22 protein-coding genes are annotated in these 24,004 nt (G+C 67.0%); 13 read left to right on the top strand and 9 right to left on the bottom strand.

Annotation, left to right across the window (positions count from 1 at the left end):
• Position 1: 1 nt before the first annotated feature.
• Entirely contained in the window at positions 2-763 is a 762-nt protein-coding gene (locus HUA78_RS27860; protein WP_174477521.1) for a hypothetical protein, read from the bottom strand.
• A 114-nt stretch (positions 764-877) separates the two neighbouring features.
• Here HUA78_RS27860 and HUA78_RS27855 point away from each other — a divergent pair, with 114 nt between their 5' ends.
• Entirely contained in the window at positions 878-1,306 is a 429-nt protein-coding gene (locus tag HUA78_RS27855) for a hypothetical protein (protein WP_174477520.1), read from the top strand.
• Between the two features lie 26 nt (positions 1,307-1,332).
• Here HUA78_RS27855 and HUA78_RS27850 read toward each other — a convergent pair whose 3' ends face one another.
• Positions 1,333-2,490, bottom strand: a complete 1,158-nt coding sequence (locus tag HUA78_RS27850) for an NAD(P)/FAD-dependent oxidoreductase (protein WP_174457725.1) — start codon at positions 2,488-2,490, stop codon at positions 1,333-1,335.
• A gap of 30 nt (positions 2,491-2,520) precedes the next feature.
• Between HUA78_RS27850 and HUA78_RS27845 the strand changes: the two genes are divergently transcribed.
• Entirely contained in the window at positions 2,521-2,976 is a 456-nt protein-coding gene (locus HUA78_RS27845) for a MarR family winged helix-turn-helix transcriptional regulator (protein ID WP_174477519.1), read from the top strand.
• A gap of 78 nt (positions 2,977-3,054) precedes the next feature.
• On the opposite strand, the gene HUA78_RS27840 is transcribed toward HUA78_RS27845, so the two are convergent.
• A complete protein-coding gene (locus tag HUA78_RS27840) occupies positions 3,055-4,002 on the bottom strand; it encodes a hypothetical protein (protein ID WP_141641425.1) in 948 nt (315 codons plus the stop codon).
• Between the two features lie 139 nt (positions 4,003-4,141).
• Here HUA78_RS27840 and HUA78_RS27835 point away from each other — a divergent pair, with 139 nt between their 5' ends.
• The 3 genes from HUA78_RS27835 (at position 4,142) to HUA78_RS27825 (ending at position 7,878) form a co-directional block, all read left to right on the top strand.
• Entirely contained in the window at positions 4,142-5,488 is a 1,347-nt protein-coding gene (locus HUA78_RS27835) for a thioredoxin family protein (protein WP_174477518.1), read from the top strand.
• A 221-nt stretch (positions 5,489-5,709) separates the two neighbouring features.
• Positions 5,710-6,705 carry a bifunctional helix-turn-helix transcriptional regulator/GNAT family N-acetyltransferase gene (locus HUA78_RS27830; protein WP_174477517.1) on the top strand — a complete coding sequence of 332 codons (996 nt, stop codon included), beginning with the start codon at positions 5,710-5,712 and terminating at the stop codon, positions 6,703-6,705.
• Between the two features lie 138 nt (positions 6,706-6,843).
• Positions 6,844-7,878 (top strand): hypothetical protein, encoded by a 1,035-nt coding sequence (locus tag HUA78_RS27825; RefSeq protein WP_217442619.1) that lies wholly within the window; start codon positions 6,844-6,846, stop codon positions 7,876-7,878.
• A gap of 134 nt (positions 7,879-8,012) precedes the next feature.
• Here the strand turns inward: HUA78_RS27825 and HUA78_RS27820 are convergent, their stop codons facing one another.
• Entirely contained in the window at positions 8,013-9,356 is a 1,344-nt protein-coding gene (locus tag HUA78_RS27820; RefSeq protein WP_174464005.1) for a sigma 54-interacting transcriptional regulator, read from the bottom strand.
• Positions 9,357-9,498: 142 nt separating this feature from the next.
• Between HUA78_RS27820 and HUA78_RS27815 the strand changes: the two genes are divergently transcribed.
• The 3 genes from HUA78_RS27815 (at position 9,499) to HUA78_RS27805 (ending at position 12,921) form a co-directional block, all read left to right on the top strand.
• The gene (locus HUA78_RS27815; RefSeq protein WP_174464505.1) at positions 9,499-11,421 is read left to right on the top strand and encodes an SPFH domain-containing protein; all 1,923 of its coding nucleotides are present in this window, start codon (positions 9,499-9,501) and stop codon (positions 11,419-11,421) included.
• Between the two features lie 7 nt (positions 11,422-11,428).
• Complete coding sequence (locus HUA78_RS27810; protein ID WP_174477516.1) at positions 11,429-12,286, top strand: hypothetical protein; 858 nt, start codon at positions 11,429-11,431, stop codon at positions 12,284-12,286.
• A 122-nt stretch (positions 12,287-12,408) separates the two neighbouring features.
• Complete coding sequence (locus tag HUA78_RS27805) at positions 12,409-12,921, top strand: hypothetical protein (protein WP_217442618.1); 513 nt, start codon at positions 12,409-12,411, stop codon at positions 12,919-12,921.
• Positions 12,922-12,993: 72 nt separating this feature from the next.
• On the opposite strand, the gene HUA78_RS27800 is transcribed toward HUA78_RS27805, so the two are convergent.
• Both HUA78_RS27800 and HUA78_RS27795 read right to left on the bottom strand, forming a co-directional pair.
• Entirely contained in the window at positions 12,994-14,637 is a 1,644-nt protein-coding gene (locus HUA78_RS27800) for an LVIVD repeat-containing protein (protein ID WP_174477515.1), read from the bottom strand.
• Positions 14,638-14,833: 196 nt separating this feature from the next.
• Positions 14,834-15,328, bottom strand: coding sequence for a hypothetical protein (locus HUA78_RS27795; protein ID WP_174477514.1), 495 nt, complete (start codon positions 15,326-15,328; stop codon positions 14,834-14,836).
• A gap of 571 nt (positions 15,329-15,899) precedes the next feature.
• Between HUA78_RS27795 and HUA78_RS27790 the strand changes: the two genes are divergently transcribed.
• The 5 genes from HUA78_RS27790 to HUA78_RS27770 all read left to right on the top strand — a co-directional run bounded on the left by HUA78_RS27790 (position 15,900) and on the right by HUA78_RS27770 (position 21,678).
• A complete protein-coding gene (locus HUA78_RS27790) occupies positions 15,900-16,244 on the top strand; it encodes a hypothetical protein (protein WP_174477513.1) in 345 nt (114 codons plus the stop codon).
• A gap of 139 nt (positions 16,245-16,383) precedes the next feature.
• Positions 16,384-18,249: an Ig-like domain-containing protein gene (locus HUA78_RS27785; protein WP_174477512.1), complete on the top strand. Its 1,866-nt coding sequence runs from the start codon at positions 16,384-16,386 to the stop codon at positions 18,247-18,249.
• Positions 18,250-18,394: 145 nt separating this feature from the next.
• Positions 18,395-18,559 (top strand): hypothetical protein, encoded by a 165-nt coding sequence (locus HUA78_RS27780; protein ID WP_174477511.1) that lies wholly within the window; start codon positions 18,395-18,397, stop codon positions 18,557-18,559.
• 821 nt (positions 18,560-19,380) lie between these two features.
• On the top strand, positions 19,381-20,829 hold the full coding sequence (locus HUA78_RS47570; protein WP_174477510.1) for a M57 family metalloprotease: 1,449 nt from the start codon (positions 19,381-19,383) through the stop codon (positions 20,827-20,829).
• A gap of 375 nt (positions 20,830-21,204) precedes the next feature.
• Positions 21,205-21,678, top strand: a complete 474-nt coding sequence (locus tag HUA78_RS27770; protein WP_371745674.1) for an Imm52 family immunity protein — start codon at positions 21,205-21,207, stop codon at positions 21,676-21,678.
• A 21-nt stretch (positions 21,679-21,699) separates the two neighbouring features.
• Here the strand turns inward: HUA78_RS27770 and HUA78_RS27765 are convergent, their stop codons facing one another.
• The 3 genes from HUA78_RS27765 to HUA78_RS27755 all read right to left on the bottom strand — a co-directional run.
• The gene (locus HUA78_RS27765; RefSeq protein ID WP_174477508.1) at positions 21,700-22,149 is read right to left on the bottom strand and encodes a YfhO family protein; all 450 of its coding nucleotides are present in this window, start codon (positions 22,147-22,149) and stop codon (positions 21,700-21,702) included.
• 15 nt (positions 22,150-22,164) lie between these two features.
• On the bottom strand, positions 22,165-23,205 hold the full coding sequence (locus tag HUA78_RS27760; protein WP_254623934.1) for an IS630 family transposase: 1,041 nt from the start codon (positions 23,203-23,205) through the stop codon (positions 22,165-22,167).
• 40 nt (positions 23,206-23,245) lie between these two features.
• Positions 23,246-24,004 (bottom strand): hypothetical protein (locus tag HUA78_RS27755; protein ID WP_174477507.1); only part of this gene is annotated, 759 nt, incomplete at its 5' end.

Here is a 24,004-nt window from a genome sequence, read left to right as displayed (position 1 = left end):
GTCAGTTCCTCCCCCGCTCGCCCACGCAGCCCACGCCAAGCACATGAGGGTGGTCCATGGGCAGCCCCGCGAGGGCCGGCACCGGGCCGCTCTCGGAGACCTGTCGCGCGTCCGCCACCAGCGCCTCCACCACACGCGGGGATTCGGTCAGGTCGTAGACGCCCCGAAGCCCGCCTGCCTGGTCCACCAGCAACGTGGACCACCTCTGCGACGAGGCACCCTTCATGAGCGCGCCCGCGCTCAGCATCGCCAGCACCTCCGCCTCCCACGAAGTGTCCGCCGCCAGCACGTGCCAGGACGTCCGGTCGCTCCCGCCCGCTTCGCCTTCGACGCGCGCCAGTCCTTCGACCCGAGCGAAAGAAGGGCGTGCCACCACGACGAACCGGAAGGGAATGCGCTCGGCCTCCAGTCCGCGCTCCACCCGGGACAGCCGCGTCACGAGGTGCTGGTGGCTGGACGCGCTCTCCTCTGGGAGGAATTGAAGGACATACGCCCGTCCCCGAAGCTGGCGTGTTCCAAACAGCGCTCCGTCCATGTCCCGAAGCTCGAACCGGGGAAGCTGTCCATGGAGGGGCACGGGGTTGGGAACCCACTCTGTGTCGGCGGGGAGCCAGGACTCCTCCGACAGCACCAGCCTCGCCACCGACAGCATGGCGACACAGAGCGAGAGCAACACGGCGAGACTCGAGACGCCCAGGCACCACCAGGCCCACGAACGCAGCCGGGTGGCACCTCGCGACGGACGCGAAGAGGAAGGACTCATGTCCACACCCTCGCGCAAACGGACCGCGAACACGCTGTGGCAACTTGCCGCGCGCCATGGCGAAGCACACGTCGCTACAAGCTCCCGCGCATCAGGTCCCGCCCTGGAGGGTGAATGAAGAGCGCGATGTTGCTGTGCCTGCTGTTGAGCGCCACACCGACCCCGACGTCGATATCCCCAGCCACGGAGAAGCCCGTCGTCCTGGCGACACCCGTGACATCCGTGACGAGCACCTCGGGGCGCCTGCGAATCGAAGTACTCGCCGACGCAGTCCCCCTGCGCCGAGGCCCTCAACGCCTGCGCATCCGAGTCACCGAAGTCGCCACGGGCAAGCCCATCCCAAGCATGGTGCTGGCCCTCCAACCGTGGATGCCCACCATGGGGCACGGGCTCGACAGCCCCGCGCGAATCACGCTTCAGGGCACGAGCGACTTCGAGGTATCGGAGCTGGACCTCTTCATGCCCGGCGCCTGGGAGCTGCGGCTCACCCTGTCGGGCTCCGTCGAGGACAAGGCAGTGGTCCGCCTCCAGCTCGCACGCTGAAGCTCACGGCCCTGTCGTGTTCACGCTCAGGGATGCGGCGCACCCGCCATCCGCTGAATCGCCTCGAAGTGCTCGAGCGTGTGCGCCAGCGCGTGCTCCGACACGAAGTCGAGTCCTTCCATCGCGCCCGCCGCCGCCTCCGCAGCCCGCGTGAACATGCGCGCTTCATAGGCCGCCACCGTGCGACTCCAGTCGGAGTCCTCGGTGAGCCCCAGTGCCAGCTCCGCCGCATCCAGCATGGCCATGTTCACGCCCTCCCCGGAGAATGGCGGCATGACATGCGCCGCGTCCCCCAGCAGCGTCACGCCCGGCCGGTGCGTCCACCGATGCCCCACCGGGAGCGCGATGATGGGACGCGGGACGATGGTCTCATTGCTCACATCGATGAACCGGAGCAGTGAAGGTGCCCACCCGGTGAACCGCGCCTTGAGCGCCGCGCGGGCACGCTCGGGAGAGGACAGGTCCACCTCGCCGTGTCGGAGCCAGTCCTCGGCCACGCGGAACATCAAGTAGACGCGGACATGCGCGTTGCTGCTGCGCTGCGCGATGAGACCCAGGCAGTCGCCGACCACGGAAACCTTGCCGCGAGGAATGAGCGCCGCGACGTCCGGATGCCGCGCGTCCACGTCGTCGATACTCAGCTCGACGAACATCACCCCGGTGTAGCGAGGCTCCTCGCTCGACACGAGCGGCCGCACCTTGGACCACGCGCCATCCGCGCCCACCACGAGGTCGAACTCACCGAGCGAGCCGTGCTCATTCGCGACGCGATAGCGCCCATCCGACAGGGGTTCCACCGCGCGCACCTTGCTTCCCCACCGAATCGTCTCGGGAGGAAGGCTGTCGAGCAGGAGCGTGCGCAGTTGCTCGCGGTCAATCTCGGGCCGGCCACCACTTGGGTCTCCCCCCAACTGGAAGCGCAGCGTCCCCAGATGGTCATAGAGCGCGTCGCCCTGGTCGTCATAGCGCGCGAGCGCCTTGAACCCCGCCTCGAGCCCTGCATGGCGCAGAGCGACCAGGGCCGAGTCCTCGTGCAAGTCCAGCGAGCCACCCTGCGGACGTGACAGCCGGTGCTCATCCAGCTCGAACACCGTGGAGCCAATGCCCCGAGTCGCCAGAATCCGCGCGAGCGTCAGCCCGCCCGGTCCTCCGCCCACGATTCCAATGCGCTTTCCAGTTTGCATAGGCCCCTAATTAATATTACAAAGGGCCCTATGCAACACGAACGCAAGGCTCGCGCCTGGAACCCGGAATCCACGTCGGCTTATTGGATCAACCGCGCATCACGGCTGCTCATGCGGCTGCATGAGTCACGCTTGCGTCCGCTGGGCCTCGGCATGAGCCAGCTCCCGGTCCTGACGGCGCTCGAGGATGGAGGGACGCTGTCGCAGAAGACGCTCGCGGAGCGGGCGCGCGTCGAGCAGCCGACGATGGCGGAGCTGCTCGCGCGCATGGAGCGCGACGGCGTGGTCCTGCGCGAGCCCAACCCGGAGGACAAGCGAGCAAGCCTCACCTCGCTGACTCCCCAGGCCCGCGCCCGGCTTCCCGAAGCGAAAGCGGCGCTGATGCTCGGAGAGGACGAGGCGACCGCGGGCTTCACGCAGAAGGAGAAGGCACTCCTGCGTGAGCTCCTGCAGCGCGTCGTTCAAAACCTTGAAACAGAGGGTTAGCGCCGGGTCCCGACCGGGACTCCACCGGAGCAGGGCCGTGCCCGGCGTGGCGCTGACCCTCTTCCTGCCGTCAGGACACTAGAAGTTGCCGGCGCGGGCCTCTTCGAAGGGCACGCGGTGCTTCATGTACATCGTGTCCAGCATGTGGTTGCCGATGAGGTTGAGGTTGCCATCGGTGAAGCGGTGCACCACGGCGCCCTTGCCGGCGTCCTTCGCGAACGCGACGGGGTCGAAGCTGCCGCCCAGGCCGGTGAGCGTGGGCACCGCGTCCGCGTTGTTGACGTAGTGCACGTACTTCGGTCCGTCCGGGTACTTGGTGGACGCGGCGCCGAAGGTCTCCACGCTCAGCTTGCCCATCGCCTTCTCGACCTGCGCGGGGGACATGCCGTCCTCGATGCGCAGCCGGCGCTCGACGTCGAACAGCGCGCGAGCGGTGATGAGGCCGCCCTGGCTGTAGCCCATCAGGTGGACGTCGCGTCCCGCCTTCAGCTCGCCGTAGAGGGTGTCCGCCAGCGTGTCCACGGCGGGGTTCTTGCCCTTGTCCAGCTTGTCACCCACGCACTGGGCCAGGTCCGCGACGATTCCCTGCGTCGCGTTGTGGATGCCGATGACGCGCGCATCCGCCTTCTCCGCGATGGCCTTCATCTCGCCGAGCTGGTTGGCCGCCGGCGTCATGATGCCGTTGACGTAGAGGATGGTCTTCGAAGGGTTCGGGTTGTCCCGCGGGGTGACGCCGGGGATGTCCTTGAGCGGCGTGCCCGGCGCGAAGGTCTGCCCCTTGGCGCCCATGAGCTTGCCGTCCTGCGTCCGGTCCGGCTTCGAGTCCCCGCCGAACAGCTTCTTGACCTCGCTCAGGTGCGTGGCCTCGAAGACATCCTTGCCCTGCTCCAGGAAGCGCGGGACTTCCTTCAGCCCGTTCTTCGCGGCCTCCACCAGTCCGCCCAGCGGGTTCTTCAGGGACGCGCGCGAGGTCTGCGTCGAGGCGACAGGCGTGGCAGCGGGACGGTTGCGGTCGATGGGGCTCATGAAGGGCTCCCGCCCATGGGGGTGCTGGGCGTTTCCATCATTTTCTCACAGAGCCCGCACGAAGTTGCGTCGCAGGTGGGAACCCGGCCGGTTTCGGGAATGTCTGGGGCGACATCCCCGCGACATCCCTGGAGAAACCATGACGATGAGACCTGTCCTCGGTGTCCTGCTCCTGCTCTGGGGCTGCGCCTCCAGCAGTCCTTCGACGCAGCGCGCCAATTCCAAATCAGGGCCCGCATTCATCGAGAATGATTGGGAAAGGGCGCTTCGGGAGGCGCGGGAGAAGCAGCGGCCCCTCTTCGTGGAGACCTGGGCGCCCTGGTGCCAGTCGTGTCGTTCGATGCGCTCGACGGTACTGACCTCACCCGCCCTGGGGGAACAGGAGGGCCGCTTCGTCTGGCTCGCCATCGACACGGATGCCCCGGCCAATGAGGCCTTCCTCCAGCGCTATCCGGTGGATACGTGGCCCACCGTGCTCATCCTGGAGCCGGAACAGGGCGCGGTCCTCGTGCGCTCGCTGGGCGGAGTGTCCGTGCCCCAGTTGCTCGGGTTGCTCGCGCAGGGAGAGCAGGCCTTCCAGCGGGGGCGCGCGGGCGGGGAGGAGCTGGCCAGAGCGGACGGGCTCGCGCTCACCGGCCACCACGCGGAGGCAGCGGCGGCCTACCAGCAGGCCGTGGCGCACTGGACGCCCGAGGACTCGCGCCGGGCCAGCGCCGTGGTTTCGTGGCTCAAGTCGCTCACCGCCATGGGCGACGCGGTCTCCTGCATGCGCGTGGCGGCCCAGGAGCTTGGGCACCTGCCCCGCGTGGATGACCGCACCCGGGTGCTGTACGTGGGCATGGGCTGCGCGCTGGATGCGAAGACGGATGAGGCTCGAGCGCTGCGCGAACAACTCGCCCAGGAGGCGGCTCGGGCCCGTGAGGCGCCCGAAGGCACGCTGACGCCAGCGCTGCGCTCCTCGCTCTACGAGGTGGGCTGCGAGGTCCACGAGGCGTCGGGAGACGAGGCGAGCATGCGCGAGCTGGCGGAGACGTGGTGGCGTTTCCTGGAGGAGCAGGCCACACGCGCGCGCAGCGCCGAGGAGCGGGCCGCGCTCGACTCGCATCGGGTGATGGCGGTCGCGCTGCTGGCTCGCCCGGAGGCAGCCCTCTCGCGATTGGAGCGCAGTGAGCGGGAGCTGCCGGAGGACTACAACCCGCCCGCGCGGCTCGCCACGCTGCACCTGATGGCGGGACAGCACGAGCGGGCCCTCGCCGCCAGTGAGCGTGCGTTGTCACTCGCCAAGGGCGCCTCGCGGGGCACGGTCCTCGCGGGACAGGCGCGAATCCTCAGCGCGAGCGGCAAGCGTGCCCAGGCGGAAGCACTGCTGACGCAGGCCCTAAGCGAGCTGGAACAAGCGTCCGTTCCCAAGAACCACCTGCAGCGCCAGGTCCTCGAGCGGGTCCTCTCGCAGCTGCGCGCGGAAGGCGGCCCTCCGTCACCGTGAGCGATGGACGGGTGACGCACAGGGCCTGAGGTGCATCTGCCTCAGGCTGGGCGCGCGGTGGACGTTTTCCGCGGGGTGTTGGCTGTCCACGCGACGGAGCCTCGACACGGACATTGGGTGCCGCTGGACGACGAGGTGCACGTCGTCTCGCTGGAAAGTCCATTGCGCTCCAGCCGATTCATAGCTAGATATATAGCGCGCTATGAATGTGGAGGTGCGACATGGAAGTGGATCTTCTTGCGGGACTTGGCGTGGGCTTTCTGGGCAGCCGTCTCAAGCGACTCGCCGAGCGGATGCAGGCCGACGCGGCTGAAGTGGCCCGCTCGTTGGACCTGCCAGTCCAGCCAGCCCAGATGTCGATGTTGATGACACTCCGCCTGCACGGCCCGATGACGGTGGGCGAACTGGCCGAACGGTTGCGGGTGGCCCAACCCACGGTGACTCGCGCGCTCGGAACCCTGGAAGACTTCGTTGAAGTGCGGCGCTCGCCGGACGACCAGCGCGCGAAGCGACTGGCGCTGACAGAAAAGGGCGAGGCCCTGATGGTCCGCGTCCAGACGCAGTTGTTGCCGCGCATCGAGCCCGCCGCGGCTTCACTGGTCGAGGGGTTGTCGGGCGACTTCATGCAGGGCCTGACCCGGGTGGAGGCACGGCTGGCGGAGTCCTCGTTGCTGAGCCGGAGCGAAGCCGCCGGTCCGCCCGCGATGTGGGCGCGCGACTTCTCCGACGACCTGGCCGAGGCCTTCCATCGAATCAACGCCGAATGGATTCAGGACATGTTCACCCTCGAGGCGAACGACATCGCCCTCCTGTCGAAGCCGCGGGAGCTGATCCTCGACAAGGGGGGCGTGGTGCTGTTCGCCGAGACACCACGGCTGGGCGTGGTCGGGACGTGTGCCCTGATGGTGTCCAAGGACGGTTGGGTCGAGTTGACCAAGATGGGTGTCTTGAAGAGCGCCCGGGGCCTGAAGGTCGGCGAGTTCCTGCTCGCGAAGACCCTGCAGCGGGCCTCCAGCCTGGGGTTCGACAAGGTCTACCTGTTGACCAACAAGAAGTGCGCTCCAGCCATCCACCTCTACAAGAAGCTTGGCTTCGTGCACGACGCGGAGATCATGCGGCTGTTCGGGGCGCGCTACGCGAGATGTGACGTGGCGATGTCATACAGGCCGAGGGGTGACCTGAAGCCCCTGCCTCCGTCTTCACAGCGGGAGTCATGACCGAGTGGCGGTTCCCGAACGTCGACCTGACCATTCACATGTTTCGCCAGCCCGGCGGCGCCTGAGCTGGCTTCGACACGCGCGCAACCTTGATTCGGCTACCTCGTCACGAGATGCTCCCAGCAGATTTTCCCCGCGATGGAGTTCATCATGACGAGCCTGGCAGCGCTTCCCACGGATCAAAAGAAGATCAACTGTGTCTGGATTGGGAACGGACTGATCAGCTGCCAGTCGGCGTTCAACATCCTCAGTTGGATATCGTGTGGCTGGACGGTCACCATCTACAAGCACCCTGCCCCGCAGGGGAATGCCGCCGTGAGCGCGATCTTCCACGAGGATGCCCGTTCCGCGCTCGAGTCCCCCAAGGTCACCGAGGAGACCCTCTCCGTGGTTTCCCTCACGGACGCTCTCGAAGCCGCGACCACGGTCATGCCAACCACCCGGGCACTCCTGCGTCGGTGGATTGGTGACATCGGCGTCGGCTACACCAGCTACGCCATCGGAGACCTGACCAAGTCATTTATCGCAGGCACTCGCGTGGGCATCGTGCTCGACCTGAAAATCGGCCCCAGCCAATGGGTCCATGATTATCCGTCAAAGCCATTCACCGAAACCTTCATCAGCTTCTCCCGAACGGGTGCTTTTGATGTGGAGAACCAGTGCCTGGGCAGCCTCAACCTTGAAGTTTCAAACGAGTACGGCCAAATCTTCGACCTGAGCGCGAGCGGCCTGGAAAACGCCACCTTCGACCAGCAAACCAATGCAGAGGCGGTTTTCGGCTCCATCACGAGCAAGCACCAACTCGCGTTCAATAATTTGAAACGCAAGCGGAAGGGTACGGACGTGAAGACAACGGACAGTACCAAATGGGAGTTCTTCGAGATTGGCAGCAACAAGAACTCAGGTCCGTTTCGCGTCTACCAGAAGCCGGGTTACTTCAACTGGAAACAGGGAGAGTACCCGGAGCAGAAGAAGGAGAATCTGGTGCTTGTCGCCGATGAACTGAAGCGCGACCACGGCACCATGCAGAACACGCGCGTACCCGCTCCATTCAAGCACGACAGCAACTTCTACCTTCAATACATCCAACCCCTGGCCCATGAATCCATCAAGGACCTCAGAACGACGATTGAGAAGATCGACAAGGAGATCCAAGAGGGCAAGAAGCTATAGCCTCATGTCGAGCGGACAGGTCCCCGACGCACAGGGCCCACCAGCCACGGCGAACACCTCGATTCGAGTGAGGGTCGCCGTTCGGCCAGTTCGGCGCGGTCTGGCTGTCGGGGCGGGGCATCCGACCTCAAGGCTCACTTGCCGCCGCGAACCGTCACGCCGAGCCGTTTCATCATCGTGCGCACCGTGCCCCCGGGGTCCTTCGCCGTGCCACGGCCGACTTCACCCAACAGGCGCGCGGCCTCCGAGGCATTGCCGCTGGCGCGCCGCAACGCGGCTTTGAGGGCCATGCGCTCCAGTCGCTCGATTTCGGCGCGCAGGTTCATCGTCCCCAGCGTCACCCGGCGCTCGACCTCGTGCTCGGACACCAGCGCGGAGCTGCTCGCGCGCTCGCGCTGCCACAACCGCCGCGGCAGATCCGACACGAGCAGTTCGTCCCCGGCGCGCTTGGCCACCAGCGCGCCGTAGATGACGTTGCGCAGTTCGCGGACGTTGCCGGGCCACGGATAGGCGCGCAGCACGTCGAGCGTCTCGGGTGTCGCGCTCCGGACGCGCGGACTGTCCGGCGCCGGCTCCTCGACGGCGTAGTAGCGCTCCATCCAGTGCAGCACGAGTGGCGCCACGTCCTCCTGCCGCTCGCGCAAGGGGGGCAGGTGAATCTGCACCGTGGCGAGGCGCTCGTAGAGGTCCTCGCCGAACAGGCCGCGCTCGATGAGTTGTCGCAGGTCCCGGTTGGTCGCCGCGAGGATGCGGAAGTCCACCTTGCGCCACGCGTTCTCTCCCAGTCGCGAGATGACCCGGTCCTCCAACACGCGCAACAGCTTCGACTGGAGCGCATGCGGCGTGTCGTCAATCTCGTCCAGCAGCACCGTGCCGCCCTCGGCCGCGGACACCAGTCCGTCATACCCATGGACCGCGCCGGAGAAGGCGCCCTTCGCGTAACCGAAGAGCTCGCCCTCCATGAGTTCATTGGGGATGGCCGCGCAGTTGATGGGCACGAACGTGTGCGAGCGCCGCTCGGACCACTCGTGGATGAGCCGTGCGGCGACCTCCTTGCCCGTCCCCGTCTCTCCGGTGAGCAACACCGGCATCGAGGTGCGAGCGGCCTGGGCGAGCTGGGCGAGCAGCGCCTTCGCCGCCGCGCTGTGCGCGATGAGCGTCCCGGGCACCTTCGGCGCCGGAGCCTCGATGAGGCTCTCCTCCAGCCGCCGCAGCAGCCGCGCCTCCCAGCCGCTCGTTCCCTTCCAGAACACGTCCATGGCCCCCTGCTCCACCGCGAGCCGGAGCGCGTCGACGGGGACGGCCCTTTCACACAGCCACAACCACCGCCCCGTCTTCGGCGCGCTCGCGAGCCGAGGCTGCGCGGAGCACACCACCGTCACCCGGGGCTCGGCTCCTCCGAGTCGCCAGCCCGCATCATTCAAATGCTGGAGCAGGGCTCGTCCTGGAGCAGGACCTTTCCAGAGGAGTTTTCGCATTCCACGATTCAAACATGGAAGGGGCATGATTTGAATCAGGTGTCGGTCACGCGACTCCAGGAGTTCCAGCCACTTGGCCCTGGCAGGGCGCATGCACTGAGGGGGGCACCCGCATTCCCGCGGGCCGTGGGAGAAGGGCCTCATGGAATACAACGTGGTTCTGGTCGGGGTCGCGCTGCTGCTGGGTATCGGGCTGGTGCTCGTGCTCAGCGGCTTGCAGGTGATCGGCGAGAACGAGTCGGGGTTGGTCATCAAGAAATACGGCGCGCCGCTGCCGCCCGGAAGGCTGGTCGCGCTGGAGGGCGAGGCAGGCTACCAGGCGCAACTGCTCCCGCCGGGGTGGCACTTCGGCTACCCGTTCTGGCGCTTCAAGGTGACGCACGTCCCGGTGGTCGTGGTGCGGCAGGGACACATCGCGCTCGTCGTCGCGAACGGCGGCGCGCCGATTCCGGCCGGAAACATCCTCGGTCGCGAGGTGGGCTGCGACGACTTCCAGGACGCGCGTGCGTTCCTCGACGATGGCGGGCAGAAGGGCCGCCAGCTCGCCTTCCTCACCGCGGGCACCTATCGCATCAACCCCGCGCTGTTCACCGTCATCACCCCGGAGAACGCGGAGGAGTTCGACATGTCCGCCGAGGACCTGGAGGTCTTCAACATGGGCCTGGACAAGGTGGGCATCGTGACGACGTTGGACGGCCGCCCCATTCCGGCAGGGGACCTGGCGGGCGCGCCGGTGGACGGACATGACTCGTTCCAGAGCGCGCAGCGCTTCCTGGACGAGGGGGGCTGCCGAGGCCTGCAAGAGCAGGTGCTGCTGTCGGGCTCGTGGAACCTCAACCCGTGGTTCGTGCGGGTGGAGCAGACGCCGATGACGGAGGTCCCCATCGGCTACGTGGGCGTCGTGGTCAGCTACGTGGGACGCGAGCACCTGGACGTGTCGGGAGACGAATTCACCCATGGAGACCTCGTCGAGCGCGGGCGCAAGGGTGTGTGGATTGAGCCGCTGCTGCCCGGCAAGCACCCGCTCAACACGCGGGTGATGAAGGTGGAGTTGGTGCCCACGACGAACATCGTCCTCAACTGGGCCCAGCGGACCGAGCAGCACAAGTACGACGAGAAGCTCAGCCCCATCACCGTGCGCTCGATGGATGGGTTCAGCTTCACGCTCGATGTGTCGCAGATCATCCACATCAGCATGAAGCAGGCGCCGCGCGTGATTTCCCGCGTGGGCTCCATGCAGAATCTGGTCGACCATGTACTTCAGCCCACGGTGGCCAACTACTTCCGCAACTCCGCGCAGCAGGTGTCGGTGCTGGAGTTCCTGTCCGCGCGCACGGACCGCCAGCGAGAAGCGTATGAGGCCATCCGCGGCGCGTTGGGCGCGTATGACGTCGAGTGCATCGATACGCTCATCGGCGACATCCAGCCGCCCGCGGAGCTGATGAAGACGCAGACGGACCGGAAGATCGCCGAGGAGCTCCAGCGCACCTACGAGGTGCAGCGCGAGGCGCAGGTCCGGCGCCGCGAGCTGGAGCGCGCGACGTCGGTGGCGAACATGCAGGGCGAGGTGGTGCGCAGCGAGCAGATGGTCGCCATCAGCGAGAAGGGTGCGCTCGCCGTGGAGGAGACGGCCAAGGGCGAGGCCGCCCGCACGCGGCTGCAAGCGGAGGCGGAGGCCCACGGCATGAGGCAGCGCGCGGAGGCGGAGGCCCACGGCATGAGGCAGCGAGCGGAGGCGGAGGCGACGGCGAAGCGACTGCACGGCGGCGCGGAGGCCGAGGCGACGCGGCTCGTGGGCGAGGCGAAGGCGGAGGCGTATCGGACCGGCGTGACGGCGCTCGGTGCCCAGGCGTTCACCGCGGTGCAGTTGGCCACGGTGCTTGCGCAGCACGGGGTCAAGCTCGTCCCGGAAATCGCGTTGGGTCAGGAGGGAGCGGGAGGGCAGGGGCTGCTGGGTGCGCTGATGGCGCGGGTGCTCCAGAGCGGGGCCACGCCGCAGGTGCCGCAGCGGCCTTCGAAGCCGCCGCAGGCCAACGGCATGGTGCACGGCCCCAAGGAGGCGTGAAGTCCTGATGGCGAAGGCCGCGCACCCACGGAAGGACGCGGGTGCGCGGAGGGTGTCGAGCGTGGGAGGGCTATTGGCCGAAGCGGCGAGACAAGAACTGCTGCGGGCGCTCCGGGCGCTCCCTCAAGGCGCCGGGCCCGCCGCGTTGCGCGGCCTCGCCACGCTCCTCGAAGCCGCGGTCGAGGTGGAGGAGGAGGTCGACCCGTGCATCGCGGACGAGCTCATCCGGGTCCTGGGCCCGGTGATGGGGGAGGATACGCCGGTCACCGTCGCGGAGGCGGCGGCGGTCGCGACCGGAAGTGATGCGAAGGTCCTCGTCGCCATGCTGACGGGACTTCGCGGAGCCCTCTCGGAGCTGCGTGCGCTGAAGGTGGGGCTCACCGGGGAGTGCGTTGGCGCGCTGTCACGGGCGGAGCTGCTGCTCCAGCAGACGCCAGCCACCGCGACCCGGCTGGCGTTGGAGAGCGCCATGGCGGGGGCGCGCACGAAGCTCGCGAGCGAGCTCTCCCGGCTCCATGCGCCTGTTCCCATCACGTCAGCGGAGGTGCTTCCCATCGCACGCTGGGTGCTGGGAGACGGACCTCCGCCCGCGGGCGCGGCGGTGCTGGAGCTGGCGCGGCGCCTGGATGACTTCTGTCATCGCGCGCCATTGACGCCCCTCGACCTCGAGGAACTCCGAGTGCTCGCACGGAAGGCGGATGCGGAGCGCGAGTCACCTGGATGGCCCTGGGTGCTGGAACGACTGCGCACGGTCAGACCGCGATTGATGCCGCGGCGAGTGCTGCCCCCTCTCTATCGGTCCCTGGCTGGGGCCCAGGTGGAGGTCACCCAGGGAGCGTTGTCGCTCGAGGACCTGTTGCGGTGACTCTGGAGCGCCGCCCCACCGCCATTCGGACCCGCCTTGTCCGAATGAGGGCCGATTCCACCCTATATGCCTCCTACCGTGCGCCTCGCCCTCCCCCTTCGGGGAATGACACAGGAGTGAACGTGAACAAGGAGCAAGCAGTGGTGCAGAAGGACGTCGTGCCGGCCCGGGACGGAGCACGTGCCTTCGATTTCTGGGTCGGCCGGTGGGACATCCACAATCGACGCCTGCGCGAGCGGCTCAAGGGCTCCACCGAGTGGATCGAGTTCAAGGCCACGAGCGTGGCCCGCCCGCTTCTGGGCGGAATGGGAATCGAGGACGAGTACCGCACCGACTACTGGAGCGGATTCATCGGCTCCGCGTTCCAGTTCTTCAATCCGGAAACGAAGCAGTGGTCCATCTACTGGGTGGACAACCGCCGCGGCGCCCTTGAGCCGCCCGTGGTCGGCTCGTTCACGGACGACGTTGGCATCTTCGAGGGCGTGGACACCTTCGAGGGTCAGCCCATCCGCGTCCGCTACACCTGGTCGCGCGTCACCACGGCGAAGCCGCGCTGGGAGCAGGCGTTCTCCTCGGACGGCGGGAACACGTGGGAGACGAACTGGGTCATGGATTTCTCCCGGGCCGATGGCTAGGGCCTGAGAATACGAACTCCAGAAGCGGGCGTCCCCCTTACGCCCAGCTCCCGGAGTCCGCGTGGACGAGGGCTACGGCTGGGCGAGCTCGTTGAAGATGAGCAGGCCGCGCGAGGAGTCCGCCGCGTACACGTACCCGTCGCCGGGCACGCGAATGCCGAGCAGCCCCTCGAAGGGGCTCTCGGTGCGGTAGGGGTCCGCCTCGCGGAAGGTGTTGTAGTGGGCCACCTGCCGGGGGCGCGTGGGATTGGACACATCCAGCACACGCACGCCGTCCTGGTACCAGGCGATGTAGAGGAGATTGTCGCGCAGGAGGAGGTTGTGGATGGAGGTGAAGGGCCGGTGGGTGCGGAACTCGCCAATCTTCACGATGCGCTCCGGACGGGTGACGTCGAGCACGCGCAGATGGGCGTACTGGAACTCTCCGCCCTCGAAGGCGATGGTCCGCCCGGCGAAGGTTCCCACCGCGCTGTGGTGCGCGAAGGTGAAGTCCGGACGGATGTACCCACCCAGCTCGCGGACATGGTCCAGGTCGGTGACGTCCACGACGAAGTAGCCGCGGAAGGCATCACTGACATAGAGGCGGTTCTCGTACACGAAGGTGTCGTGGGGACCGCCCAGGAGGGCCGCGTCGGGCAGCGCGATGACCGTCAGCAGACGCGGCGACAGCGGCTCCGAGATGTCATGCACGAAGGTGCCGGTGCCAGGCGCCATCGAGTAGAGCCGGTCTCCATCAACAAGCACCGTGTGTGTCCCCGTGCCTCCCGTGGTGAGGCCACGGATGAACAGGGGCTCGGCGGGCTGGGAGATGTCGTAGACGAGCGTCCCCGAGGTGTTGCTGGCGATATACAGGGCATCACCCTTGGCCCAGACCCCGTTCCAGGTGTTGTCCCCGGGGAGGGAGAGGGTCTTCTTGAGGACGGGCGCGCGCGGGTTGCTGACGTCGAAGATGGAAAGGCCGCCCGTGCGGACCTGCTTGGGAATCGAGACGACGTAGGCGTGCCCCTTGGTGACGTAGAGGTCCAGGGGGTGGCCCAGGGGAGTGTAACCCTCGGAGAGCAACTCCAGGCCACCGGAGGACTCGGGCTCTCCTCCCCACCTGGAGACTCGATGCGCCTCGAAGGTTCCCGACCGGATGAGCCGCGCCCGGTAGCAGTAGGCGAAGCACCCGGTGATGATGTCGGTCTCCTTCTGCTCGCAGCCCGCCAGGGTGATGGCGGCCGTCGAAGCAGTAGCGAAGCCACGCACGAAGAAGCGCCCAGGTCCCGTGTCCCTCAGTGGCAAGGGCACATAGAACATGTTGCCGCCATCCTCCGTGAAGTGGACGCCCCCCACCTCGATGACGGCGTTGCCCCCGTCCGGAACGGGCCGTGCGTCCCGGAGCGGGTACAAGTAGATGGACCCGGCCTCCACCTCGGACAGCGAGCCGAGATTGCACTGGGAGAGGTCGAAGCGGGACAGCTCCTCGCACGTCGTGGCACCCGCGTCCCGGGTATCGAAGGTGCACGGCGCGAAGGGTCCCGTGTCCAGGATGTCTCCGCGCTCTTCGAGCTCGGTATAGGTGCCATCCCAGACCACGGGTCCCGCGTCGGGGAGCCCCGCATCAGGCGACCCGGAGTCGGAGGAGTCCGGGTCGGGTGAGTCCTCACAGCCAGAGAGACACACGGACATCAACAGCAACCCGGTGGACAGCAGGACCCGAAGGGACATCGCCATGTGGAACCTCCTGGAAGGCCACCATGAAGGGGCATGGGTGCCATTCCGGAGGAGACGACGCTGCCGCGCGTTTTCCCTCAGGCCTTCGATGAAACCCCATCCGCTGGTGGCACTGCCCGCGTGCCCAGAAGCCAGCGGAGGGTGACGCCCGAGGCCCTCAGGCGTTCGGGCATCACCCTCCCTCAAGCGGCGCCTCTCACTGGCAGTTCGGAGGTCCCATGCAGGAGAAGGTCAGCGTCACGTCCGCGTTGGCCTCCTCCGGCGTCGCGAAGCACTCGCCCCTCTCCTCCACGGCGTTGCAGACGCCCCGGGGGCACTGAGCCGCCGCGTTCTCGCGGGCATCCCGGCTCGCCGAGAGATAGGCCCCAGCGCACCGCGGGTGGACTCCGTACCCTGCGACCACGCGTCGCTCGGGCTGACACGTGCAAGCGGTGACCGAGGGACAGTAGGTCCGCGTGCCATCGCACTCCACCCATCCTCCGTTGTCCACCCCGGAGGTACAGACACCGCTCGCGGAGCCGCAGGACACCGTGGTGTTCGTGCACTGCTGCGTCACCTGACACGACAGCTCCGCTTCGCGGTTCTCCAAAGTGAGGCCGTCGCCGCCCGGCGACTCAGCGCCACAGGCCGACAGCGTCGTCGCCACCAGGAATGCGGCACAAACCAGGCGCACATCGAATTGCATTCGCATGCCAATACCCCCGTCGTCGTCATTCAATGCGTCAATGTCACACAGCCATCACACGGCCCATGGATTCGCGAGGCATCGCCACGACGCGCAAGCCCCGGCGCCCGAATCCACATGGGAATGCGAGATACCACCCACAACGACACCGGGCCGCATCCGCATCACCTTGTGAATCGAGAGCGACGGGAGTCTGCACTTGCGTGCCTGGGCAGGGCAATCCCTGAATTCTGGGTTGCACATTCTCGAAGCCCCCTGAGCGCATGGAGGCCGTCCTCACGGCCAGGTCCCAAGGTCCCCGGGGCCGCCGCCCCGGAAGCGAATCCCCCGCAGGTGGAGGGCCCCATCGACAACGAGGGAAGGAGGACCGCGCACCGCATTGCCTGCAACGAGAAGTTCTGTCTGTCGAAGAGCTCCGACGAACGCCTTGCATGCGAGCACCTGAATTGCCTGAACGACTCCCTGGTCGCCTCCGAGTGATGAGCGGAAGCTCGCGAAGCTGCCCGGACTCGGTGCGACGGAGGTTGTGGCGCTGGGGGATGCTCGACTGGGGTCCCTCGCACGAGAGGTCGATGTCGTGCTCGACTTCATCTGGGGGGAAAGTACGCCACAGGCCATGGACATGGTTGTCAGAGCACGTGCGGACCGAGAGCGACCGCTTGCATGGGTCGAAATCGGCTCGGTCGCAGGGCAGACCGCCGCCATTCCGGCGGCCCTCTTGCGTGCTTCGCGTCTCCAGTTGATCGGCAGTGGGCTTGGGTCGGTGCCAGGTCGCGATATCGTCAAGGAACTGCCGGCGCTCGTGAAAGAGATTGCGCGCGGTACGTTTCACCTCGATGTGAAGGCGATGCCTCTCTCCAACGTGGAGCGAGCGTGGACCGAAGCAACGCACACGAACGAGCGCATCGTCCTGACTCCATGAGGGCTGTCTCAGCTCTCGAAGGACGCGTCTACGGCTCGGAGGCGAGAAAACAGGGCCGGGTGCGGGGTCGGCGTCACAAACCGCTCCAGGTCTCCCTGTTGGCTTCGGGGCGGACGTGATGCCCCGCCGGAGAATCCCGATGCCAGCAGTCCTCGTCATGCCCGTGCTCGGCGCGAGTACGCGCCCTCGTCATCCACGCTCGTCTGCGCTGTGCTTCCTGTTGCTGCTCCTGGCGCTGGCGGCGTCCTCGTCCGCCCAGGCGGCCTCCCTGCCCTGGCACAGCGTGCTGGCACTACCGCTCGCGCAGTGTCCTCCCACCGCGGCGCCGGTGCCCTTCGACTGGGCGCCTCGCGGCGAAATCGCCACGACCACGCCACAGTTCGGCTGGACCGCCGTTCCGGGAGCCACCTCGTACACGCTCTACGTGCTCGACGCGGCGGAGAACTTCGTCGTCCATCAGACGAACATCCCGCAGAACACCTTCACGCCCACGACCCCTCTGCCCGAGCGAGTCCCGCTCCGGTGGAAGGTGAAGGCGGAGAGTTCCTGCGGCCCGGGGCCCTATTCGGAGTCCCTGAACTTCATCGTCTTCACGACGCCGCCGTGTCCTCCGTACTCCGCGCCAGTCGGACACTTCCCCCACGGCGAAATCACCAACCCCCGGCCCACCTTCTCGTGGACCGCCGTGCGCGGGGCCACGTCGTACACGCTCTATGTGTTCGACCCCGCGGAGAACCAGGTCATCCGGAAGACCGACCTGACGCAGACGTCCTTCACCCCCACGAGCGACCTGCCCGGGGGCATTCAGTTGCGGTGGAAGGTGAAGGCGGAGAGCCCCTGCGGCCCGGGGCCCTACTCCCCGGACCTCTTCTTCCGGGTACCGGGTCCTCCGCCGCCGCCCTCGGTGCGGATTGTCTCGCCCGCGGATGAGAGCACCGTGACGGCGTCGCAGAGTGTGCAGGTGCAGGTCAGCTCCGACACGAGCTTCGTCGAGTTCTACGTCGACGGCGTCTACCTGGCGACCCAGAGCGGTGGCGGGACGGCCTACAACTTCCCGTGGAATCCGGCCGTCAACCCGCTGCCCGCGCCGAACCACGCGATGCAGCTCGGCTATTACTTCGCGGACGGCCGCTACGGGAACTTCAAATCGGAGGTGTCCGGCTACACGAACCTCTATTACGCGTGGGCGCGGCGTGGGTACGAGCCGAACACCGACGCCGCGGATTCGGTGTGGCTGCCGCTGATGCAGAGCGCCGTGGCATCCGCCGCCGCAGAGGGCTGGAACATCCAGCTCAACCTCAACCTCCAGGAGACGACGCCGGGCCGTGTCACGCCGCTGGACGCGGTGCTCAACCTGATGGCGCCGCACTGGAATCGCGTGGCGCGCATCGAGCTGGCCTCGGGGCCTGACTGGAGCCGTGCCGAACTGGAGGGGCGAATCCTCGACCTGAGGTCGAGGCTGAACTCACGGGGGCTCGCCACGCGCCCCATGGGCGTCATCTACAGCATCGACCAGGCGCGCACGCTCGATGCCGTCTTCGCCACTGGCCTGGACTTCGTGACCATTGAAGCCTTCCTCGACGGACCGGGCCACCCCATCAGTCAGGGCAACATCGGGTACCTCTACGACCGCGTCTCCCAGGCGAAGGCGCACGTGCCGACGAGCAAGCAGCTCGTCCTGGTGATTCAGTCCGACACCCGCAACGGCACCTGGACGAACCTCGACAACCTGCGCGACTTGCAGCTCACGCCCTACTACCACCTGGCCGCCAACGACCCTCGCGTCGTCGCGCTCACCCTGTACACGTACGGCCGGCCCCAGGGCGCGCGAGAGAACCCCGTGCTGAAGCCCTCGCACATGCGCATCGCGGAGAAGCTGTTCGGCACCTCCATCCCCGGCTCGAAGTGCGGGCGGAGGACGCTGACGGCCGCCGCCTACAACGCGCTGGGCCAGGGCCGGCTCCATAACGTGGAGGTCACTGTCGCGGGCCCGGGCTGCCCGTGAAGCAAGTGCCCGGAATGACCTGGGGCCGTGCTCGCGCGGGAGCGCGGCCCCAGGTGTCGTCCGGCGGTCCTTCCGCGACGGATGCCTGGCAACACGCCCAACGGTTCCGGCGAGATTCACGGCTTTCCGAGGAGGAGCGTTGCGCATGCATGCCCGTCTCGCCCGTCCGTCGTGTCTCCGGGTCCTCCCGCTGGTGCTCTCGGCCTGTGGTCCGGAGGCTACCGCGCCGTCCGTGGAAGCACCCGTCGCGTCCCCCGTGGCATCCACCGAGCAGCCCGCACTGACGGGCTCGAGTGCCGGCAGCGAATAGGCGGGATAGAAGCCATGTTGCGGGTGAGCGCTGGAGCGGAGGAGCCGAGGAGTGCCGCTGACGGGGGCCTGAAGTTGCCCCGCGGAACCGGGGCAACTTCACCGGTGGCGCACCACCCTCCACAACTGCTCCACTTCTGCTTGCGCGGGCGGCGGCAACAGCGCGAAGCGCACGCCGCCTTCCTACGGAACGAAAACGCCGTCCGGCACCAGTGAGTGGAAGTGAGGCGTCACTTGCAATGCCGAGCAAACCATACCAGTGACGCCAGTCGTTGGCCGTATACTTGAACGCGCGGTGCCGCGCGCGCTGGGTACAACCCTCACAGATGCCCTGCTCCGTCTCACAACGGGGGCCCTCGGCGTCCGTCAACTCCTCCGGCGCGCCACCGCACGCCGCCAACATGCCTCCCTATGTCAGACCAATGACCAGGGACTTCACCTTCACGGGTGATTGTCCTTGGGTGTCCGCCGACGAGATGACCGGCCATGGAAGGCAGTGGGCGCGGATGGCCCCATGGAAATTTTCCGTCTTGGTGGCTCTGTCTGCTTGAGCTGGCTTCAACAGAGCAGGCGACGAAAGCTCCTCAAGTGGGGTGTCCGCTCCCCGCCCGACAACAGCACGACATTCCCTATCGTAGCGAGCAAAGACGAGCGAGAGGTATACCCGTGCCTTGGCGTACCCCTCAACTCGCATTTTCTTGTTTGGTTACTTTTCAGGTGCCTTCGGCTTTGGCCTGAAGGATGCTCAATGACAGGTGCGCAGTCGAGTTTGGGCCCCAAGTGGCCAGCGCATCTCCATCGACGAGCATTCAAGGGACACTCATGTTCAAGAAGGCAGCGGTTGTTGCTGTGACTTGCGGCGCATTGCTGGCGGGCTGCGGCACGGAACCGAAGGCGGAGCACCAGGAGATCCTCTCCAACCTCATCAACGCCGGGTTTCCGGCCGACGACATCCAGGTCGTCGACGGTGCCGTGTACGTGGGCCGCGACGCCCACGTGACCCTGGAGGCGTCCCGCGAGATGCTCCAGGCCTCCGCGGGGAGCGAGGAGCAGTACCGCACGAGCAACCTCGTCGGCATGGGCGTGACGAAGATCTGCGTCAACCCCAGTGCCAGCTTCAATAGTTATCCCAATTTGAGTCAGGGCCTGAATCTGGCCATTGCCAACTACAATGAGCGGGGTCTGCGCATCACCTTTGTGCGTGGACCGAGCTCTGGCTGCACCGCGAACATCACCGCGCGCACCATAGCGGGCGTCGGCGGCCTTGCGGGATTTCCCTCGGGCGGCCTGCCCTACGGGATTATCAACATCGGCATCGGCCTGAACAGCTACAGCGTGGCCATGAACGAGCACGTCATCACGCATGAACTGGGCCATACGATCGGCTTCCGCCACACGGACTATTACAACCGCGCCATCAGCTGTGGTCCCGACGGTGACGATAACGAGGGCGCCGGGAGCGATGGCGCCATCCACCTCCCCGGGACGCCGACCACGGCGACCGTGGGCGGGTCGATCATGAACGCCTGTGGCGGCCCGACCGAGGGCGGCGAGTGGACCAACTCCGACATCGCCGCGCTGAATCACCTCTACGGGTACCGCCGGGTGGGTCCTGGAGCAGCAAGGATGGTGCCTGCCGGCGGGTTCACTTCTGATTACTGGTCAGACTCGGCCACGCGCTTCCTGCCGGGTGACTTCAACGCAGACGGCAGGGCGGACTTCATCGCCATCCATGCAAACGGCGTGACCTATGGCAACACCTTCCTCTCGAACGGTGATGGCACCTTCAGGCGAGTGGTCTCCGGCGGGTTCTCCTCTGACTACTGGTCGGATGGGGCCACGCGCTTCCTGCCGGGTGACTTCAACGCAGACGGCAAGGTGGACTTCATCGCCATCCATGCAAACAGCGTGACCTTCGCCAACACCTTCCTCTCGAACGGTGACGGCACCTTCAGGCGAGTGGCCTCCGGCGGGTTCTCCTCTGACTACTGGTCGGATTCGGCCACGCGCTTCCTGCCGGGCGACTTCGATGGCGACGGCAAGGTGGACTTCATCGCCATCCATCCGGCCGGCAGTACCGAGGCAAACACCCTCCTCTCGAACGGTGACGGCACCTTCAGGCGCCTGGCGTCTGGCGGGTTCACGGCTGACTACTGGGCGGAATCGTCCACGCACTTCCTGCCGGGCAACTTCAATGGCGACGGCAAGATGGACTTCATCGCAATCCACGCTGACGGTGTTACCTACGCCAACACGTTCCTGATGTACTGACGCGTCGCCAACTGGCGCGCTGGGCAGGCTGCGGGCGGCCCAAGCCCGCTCTTCCGTCCACACCTGCCCTGCTTGAAATGACCGAGAGTGCCTGGGGGCGGCGAACGCACTTGCATCCTGCCCCTGGGCCCCGTCCACGGACGTCTGTCCCTGACCACCGAGTGCGGCCACCGCGTCATGGAGCATTGGTCACGAACCTCATCGCCACCCGGTCAATCCCCGGAGCGTGTGTGTAGTTGGTTCGGAGAGGGTTCGGGGAAGGAAGGTTCCTTGGGGCATCAGGCAGCGACAGTGCCTGGGGTTGATTTGAGCAGGGACATATCGAGATAGCAGCGGTCGTCCTAGACTCCGGCGACTTCCAGGGCGACAGCCGCGATGAGGCGCAGCGCACTGGTACGGTCCGGAAACCACCGGCATCCTCATCGCGTGCGGTGGCTCCTCCGAATGGACGGAAACCGTTGTGTTTACACGTTGCCAAGCAAAGGCCCGAGCTTGGAGCGGATCCTCTCGGCATCCGCGCTAGCAGCTCTCATGCGACAGACGGCTGACGTTTGGGAGCCGGATTGGGGAGTGGCCATCTCGGGGCCACATCGAGACGCCCTGAGGCCACGGCGTCCCAAGGGGACTCCGTATGGTGGGTGGGTCACGTACCTCGCGCAACATCGGGGCACGTTGCCACCACTACCCGCCCCCATGCGCATCGAGCCCGTGGCGGACAAGGGCACCCTCATCATCCTCACGCCCGAGCGCTTCACGGCCAGCAACCCAGAACATGTGGCGTTGACTGAGCAGGTGCGTGAACTGCTGGACCGGGCAGGGCTGTTGAAGCCGACCCATGCCCAGCCATAGAAGCAACGCCATCTCACTGCTTCAGCGAACGCGCCGCGCAACGCCAAGCAAGCACAGCGTGAGCAGCGTCCCGAAGCCGACGAGGAGGCCCGCGCGAAGCCCTGGCGTCCGGTAGAGCATCTCCACCCGGTGCTGGCCCGCTGGCACCGCCACCGCGCGAACCGCGACGTTCGCGGGAAGGATGGGCACCTCGCTCCCGTCGACCATCGCCGTCCATCCCGGCTGAAAGGCATCATTCACGACGAGCACCGCCGCCTCGGAAGCCTCCACGTCCACGATGAGCTTCTCGGGCGACGGACGCTCCACCTTCACCGTGCCTGTCAGCCCCGCCGACGCCTCAGGCAGCGGCTCCGCGCACTCCACGATGGCGGTGTCGCGCGGTGGAAGCTGGGGGCCAGGAGGAGCCCCAGCGCCTGCTCCATCCCCTCCACGCAGCGAGGCCGCGCCAGCAACACCTAAACCAGAGTTCATGATTCTCGAACGGCCTCAGACGGCACGCCTGAGGTCGGCTCGGCGCAGGGATGGACTGGCAGAGCGTTGAGCGTTGCGAGCAGCGAGGTAGGCATGCACCCGCACCATGAGCCGGGCCATGGTGCGGCAGCGATGATTGCGGGTGACATTGGCGTGCAGGTCCAGCCATACCCGCTCGATGCGGTTGCCCTCGGGGCAGTAAGGCGGAAGGAAGTGGAGCACGATGCGCCCGCCGAGTTGCGCGAGGGCACGGCGAGTCTTCTTGCTGGTGTGGACCGCGGCGTTGTCCAGCACGAGGTGGATGCGGCGAGCCCGTCGGTACTGGCTCGCAAGGCGCCAGAGCAACTGAATGAAGAGGGTGCTGGCCTTGGACCTGCCCTCCACCCACGTCAGCTTCCCCGTCCGGACATTCAGCGCTCCAGCCACGAAGCGCTTCTGGTTGTTGCCGGGCGTCACGACTACCCGGCGCTGCCCGGGCAGACACCAGTCGCGCCCCACCTTGGGATTGAGGTGGATGTCCACCTCGTCCACGTGGAGCACGGGCTCCTCGGGGGGCTTGTGCGCCTCCATGCATTTCAGCACATAGAGCCTCCGGCGCCGCTTCCACGCGGGCCAGGGACACTGGACGATGGGCTTTGCCGCCTTGAGGCGGGCGCCGAGCGAGGCGAGTGTGCGGCCCATGGTCGCCACGGACACACGAGGCATCCCCCGGCGCTGCAGCTCCACACACAGCAGCTCCCTCGTCCAGGTGGGCCGGCACCAGCCCCAGTCCTCGGGCGTGCCGGCCAACACTCGCTCCAGCCTCTGCCTGAATTGGCCGTCTACCTTGGGATGGCCGTTGCCCGCCCGTCTGTCTCGGAGGGCTTCGCGCCCAGCTTCCCGGTAGCGGCGCACCGCGCACACGACGGTGGAGGTGGCACAGCCCAGCGCCCGGGCTGCGGCATTGCAGGAGTCCCCTCGTCCCACGGCCGCCACCGCCATGCACCGCCGCATGGTGAGCGGGCAGCCACTCCTCTCCGCCCACCGAAGCAGCGCCTGGCGCTGCTTCCTCTTCAACCACTGCCTACCTTTGCCCTCGGGCAGGGCCTTCTCGCTCTCAGGTCTTCTGCGCACACAGAGCCGAACGAGAGGTGCCCCTGCTCCCTCTTCCCGCCTCCTCCGCGCCCGCCTGCTCCCCAGCCTGATCGCGAATCACGAACTCTGGTTTAGGCACCGCCTCTGGATGCACCACCAGCTTCGTCTCGAACAAGGGGTCCTCGGCCACGACCCGGGCCGACGGAGGGAGCACCAGCTCCCCCCCGCCCCACGCGCTGTGCACGGAGAACGGCGTGGCGAGCCGGGGCGCGACCTGGCCGAGCCAGTGCGCCAGGTCCTCCCGCAGTCGCCGCACCCGCACGTTCTCCCCTGGCATGTAGCCGTTCGCGCTCTCGATGCCCCACAGCGTCGTCGTGTCCGGAAGCATCCCCGTCAGGAACGCGAGACTCATCTTCCCGTGGTAGTCGAGCCCCGGCACACTCCGCTCAGGGCCTACGCTGCGGACCGAGGTGACCACTCGCACCGGCTCACCCGGCGGCACCGACTGTCGAACGTGCTCGGCGAAAGGCGGCGGCGTCTCGAGCAGCTCCGCGGGCGCGAGCACATACAGCGGCTCGTGCGCCCACATCAAGGCGCCGAACTCGAGCGCCACCAGCAGCCCTCCGCTCAGCCGCCGCGCGCCCTCGAATCGAACCAGGGCCGCGCATGAGAGCGCGAGCACCGCGGTCATCGCTCCCGTCCACACGACGTTGCCGGACAAGCCGCCCACCACCGCAGAAGGCACCTCCGGCCAGCGGGGCAACAACCAGCTCCGGGTCCA

This window comes from Myxococcus sp. CA033 (genome assembly GCF_013336625.1).
Classification (GTDB): Bacteria; Myxococcota; Myxococcia; order Myxococcales; family Myxococcaceae; genus Myxococcus; species Myxococcus llanfairpwllgwyngyllgogerychwyrndrobwllllantysiliogogogochensis.
The sequence above is the reverse complement of the archived record's forward strand: the minus strand, read 5'-3'. Positions and strand labels throughout refer to the sequence as shown.

What these genes read in the sequence shown, in the direction of transcription:
- HUA78_RS27860 (WP_174477521.1), bottom strand. Translation starts at nt 763, where the DNA reads ATGAGTCCTTCCTCTTCGCGTCCGTCGCGAGGTGCCACCCGGCTGCGT.
- HUA78_RS27855 (WP_174477520.1), top strand. Translation starts at nt 878, where the DNA reads ATGAAGAGCGCGATGTTGCTGTGCCTGCTGTTGAGCGCCACACCGACC.
- HUA78_RS27850 (WP_174457725.1), bottom strand. Translation starts at nt 2,490, where the DNA reads ATGCAAACTGGAAAGCGCATTGGAATCGTGGGCGGAGGACCGGGCGGG.
- HUA78_RS27845 (WP_174477519.1), top strand. Translation starts at nt 2,521, where the DNA reads ATGCAACACGAACGCAAGGCTCGCGCCTGGAACCCGGAATCCACGTCG.
- HUA78_RS27840 (WP_141641425.1), bottom strand. Translation starts at nt 4,002, where the DNA reads ATGAGCCCCATCGACCGCAACCGTCCCGCTGCCACGCCTGTCGCCTCG.
- HUA78_RS27835 (WP_174477518.1), top strand. Translation starts at nt 4,142, where the DNA reads ATGACGATGAGACCTGTCCTCGGTGTCCTGCTCCTGCTCTGGGGCTGC.
- HUA78_RS27830 (WP_174477517.1), top strand. Translation starts at nt 5,710, where the DNA reads ATGGAAGTGGATCTTCTTGCGGGACTTGGCGTGGGCTTTCTGGGCAGC.
- HUA78_RS27825 (WP_217442619.1), top strand. Translation starts at nt 6,844, where the DNA reads ATGGAGTTCATCATGACGAGCCTGGCAGCGCTTCCCACGGATCAAAAG.
- HUA78_RS27820 (WP_174464005.1), bottom strand. Translation starts at nt 9,356, where the DNA reads ATGCGAAAACTCCTCTGGAAAGGTCCTGCTCCAGGACGAGCCCTGCTC.
- HUA78_RS27815 (WP_174464505.1), top strand. Translation starts at nt 9,499, where the DNA reads ATGGAATACAACGTGGTTCTGGTCGGGGTCGCGCTGCTGCTGGGTATC.
- HUA78_RS27810 (WP_174477516.1), top strand. Translation starts at nt 11,429, where the DNA reads ATGGCGAAGGCCGCGCACCCACGGAAGGACGCGGGTGCGCGGAGGGTG.
- HUA78_RS27800 (WP_174477515.1), bottom strand. Translation starts at nt 14,637, where the DNA reads ATGGCGATGTCCCTTCGGGTCCTGCTGTCCACCGGGTTGCTGTTGATG.
- HUA78_RS27795 (WP_174477514.1), bottom strand. Translation starts at nt 15,328, where the DNA reads ATGCGAATGCAATTCGATGTGCGCCTGGTTTGTGCCGCATTCCTGGTG.
- HUA78_RS27785 (WP_174477512.1), top strand. Translation starts at nt 16,384, where the DNA reads ATGCCAGCAGTCCTCGTCATGCCCGTGCTCGGCGCGAGTACGCGCCCT.
- HUA78_RS27780 (WP_174477511.1), top strand. Translation starts at nt 18,395, where the DNA reads ATGCATGCCCGTCTCGCCCGTCCGTCGTGTCTCCGGGTCCTCCCGCTG.
- HUA78_RS47570 (WP_174477510.1), top strand. Translation starts at nt 19,381, where the DNA reads ATGTTCAAGAAGGCAGCGGTTGTTGCTGTGACTTGCGGCGCATTGCTG.
- HUA78_RS27770 (WP_371745674.1), top strand. Translation starts at nt 21,205, where the DNA reads ATGAGGCGCAGCGCACTGGTACGGTCCGGAAACCACCGGCATCCTCAT.
- HUA78_RS27765 (WP_174477508.1), bottom strand. Translation starts at nt 22,149, where the DNA reads ATGAACTCTGGTTTAGGTGTTGCTGGCGCGGCCTCGCTGCGTGGAGGG.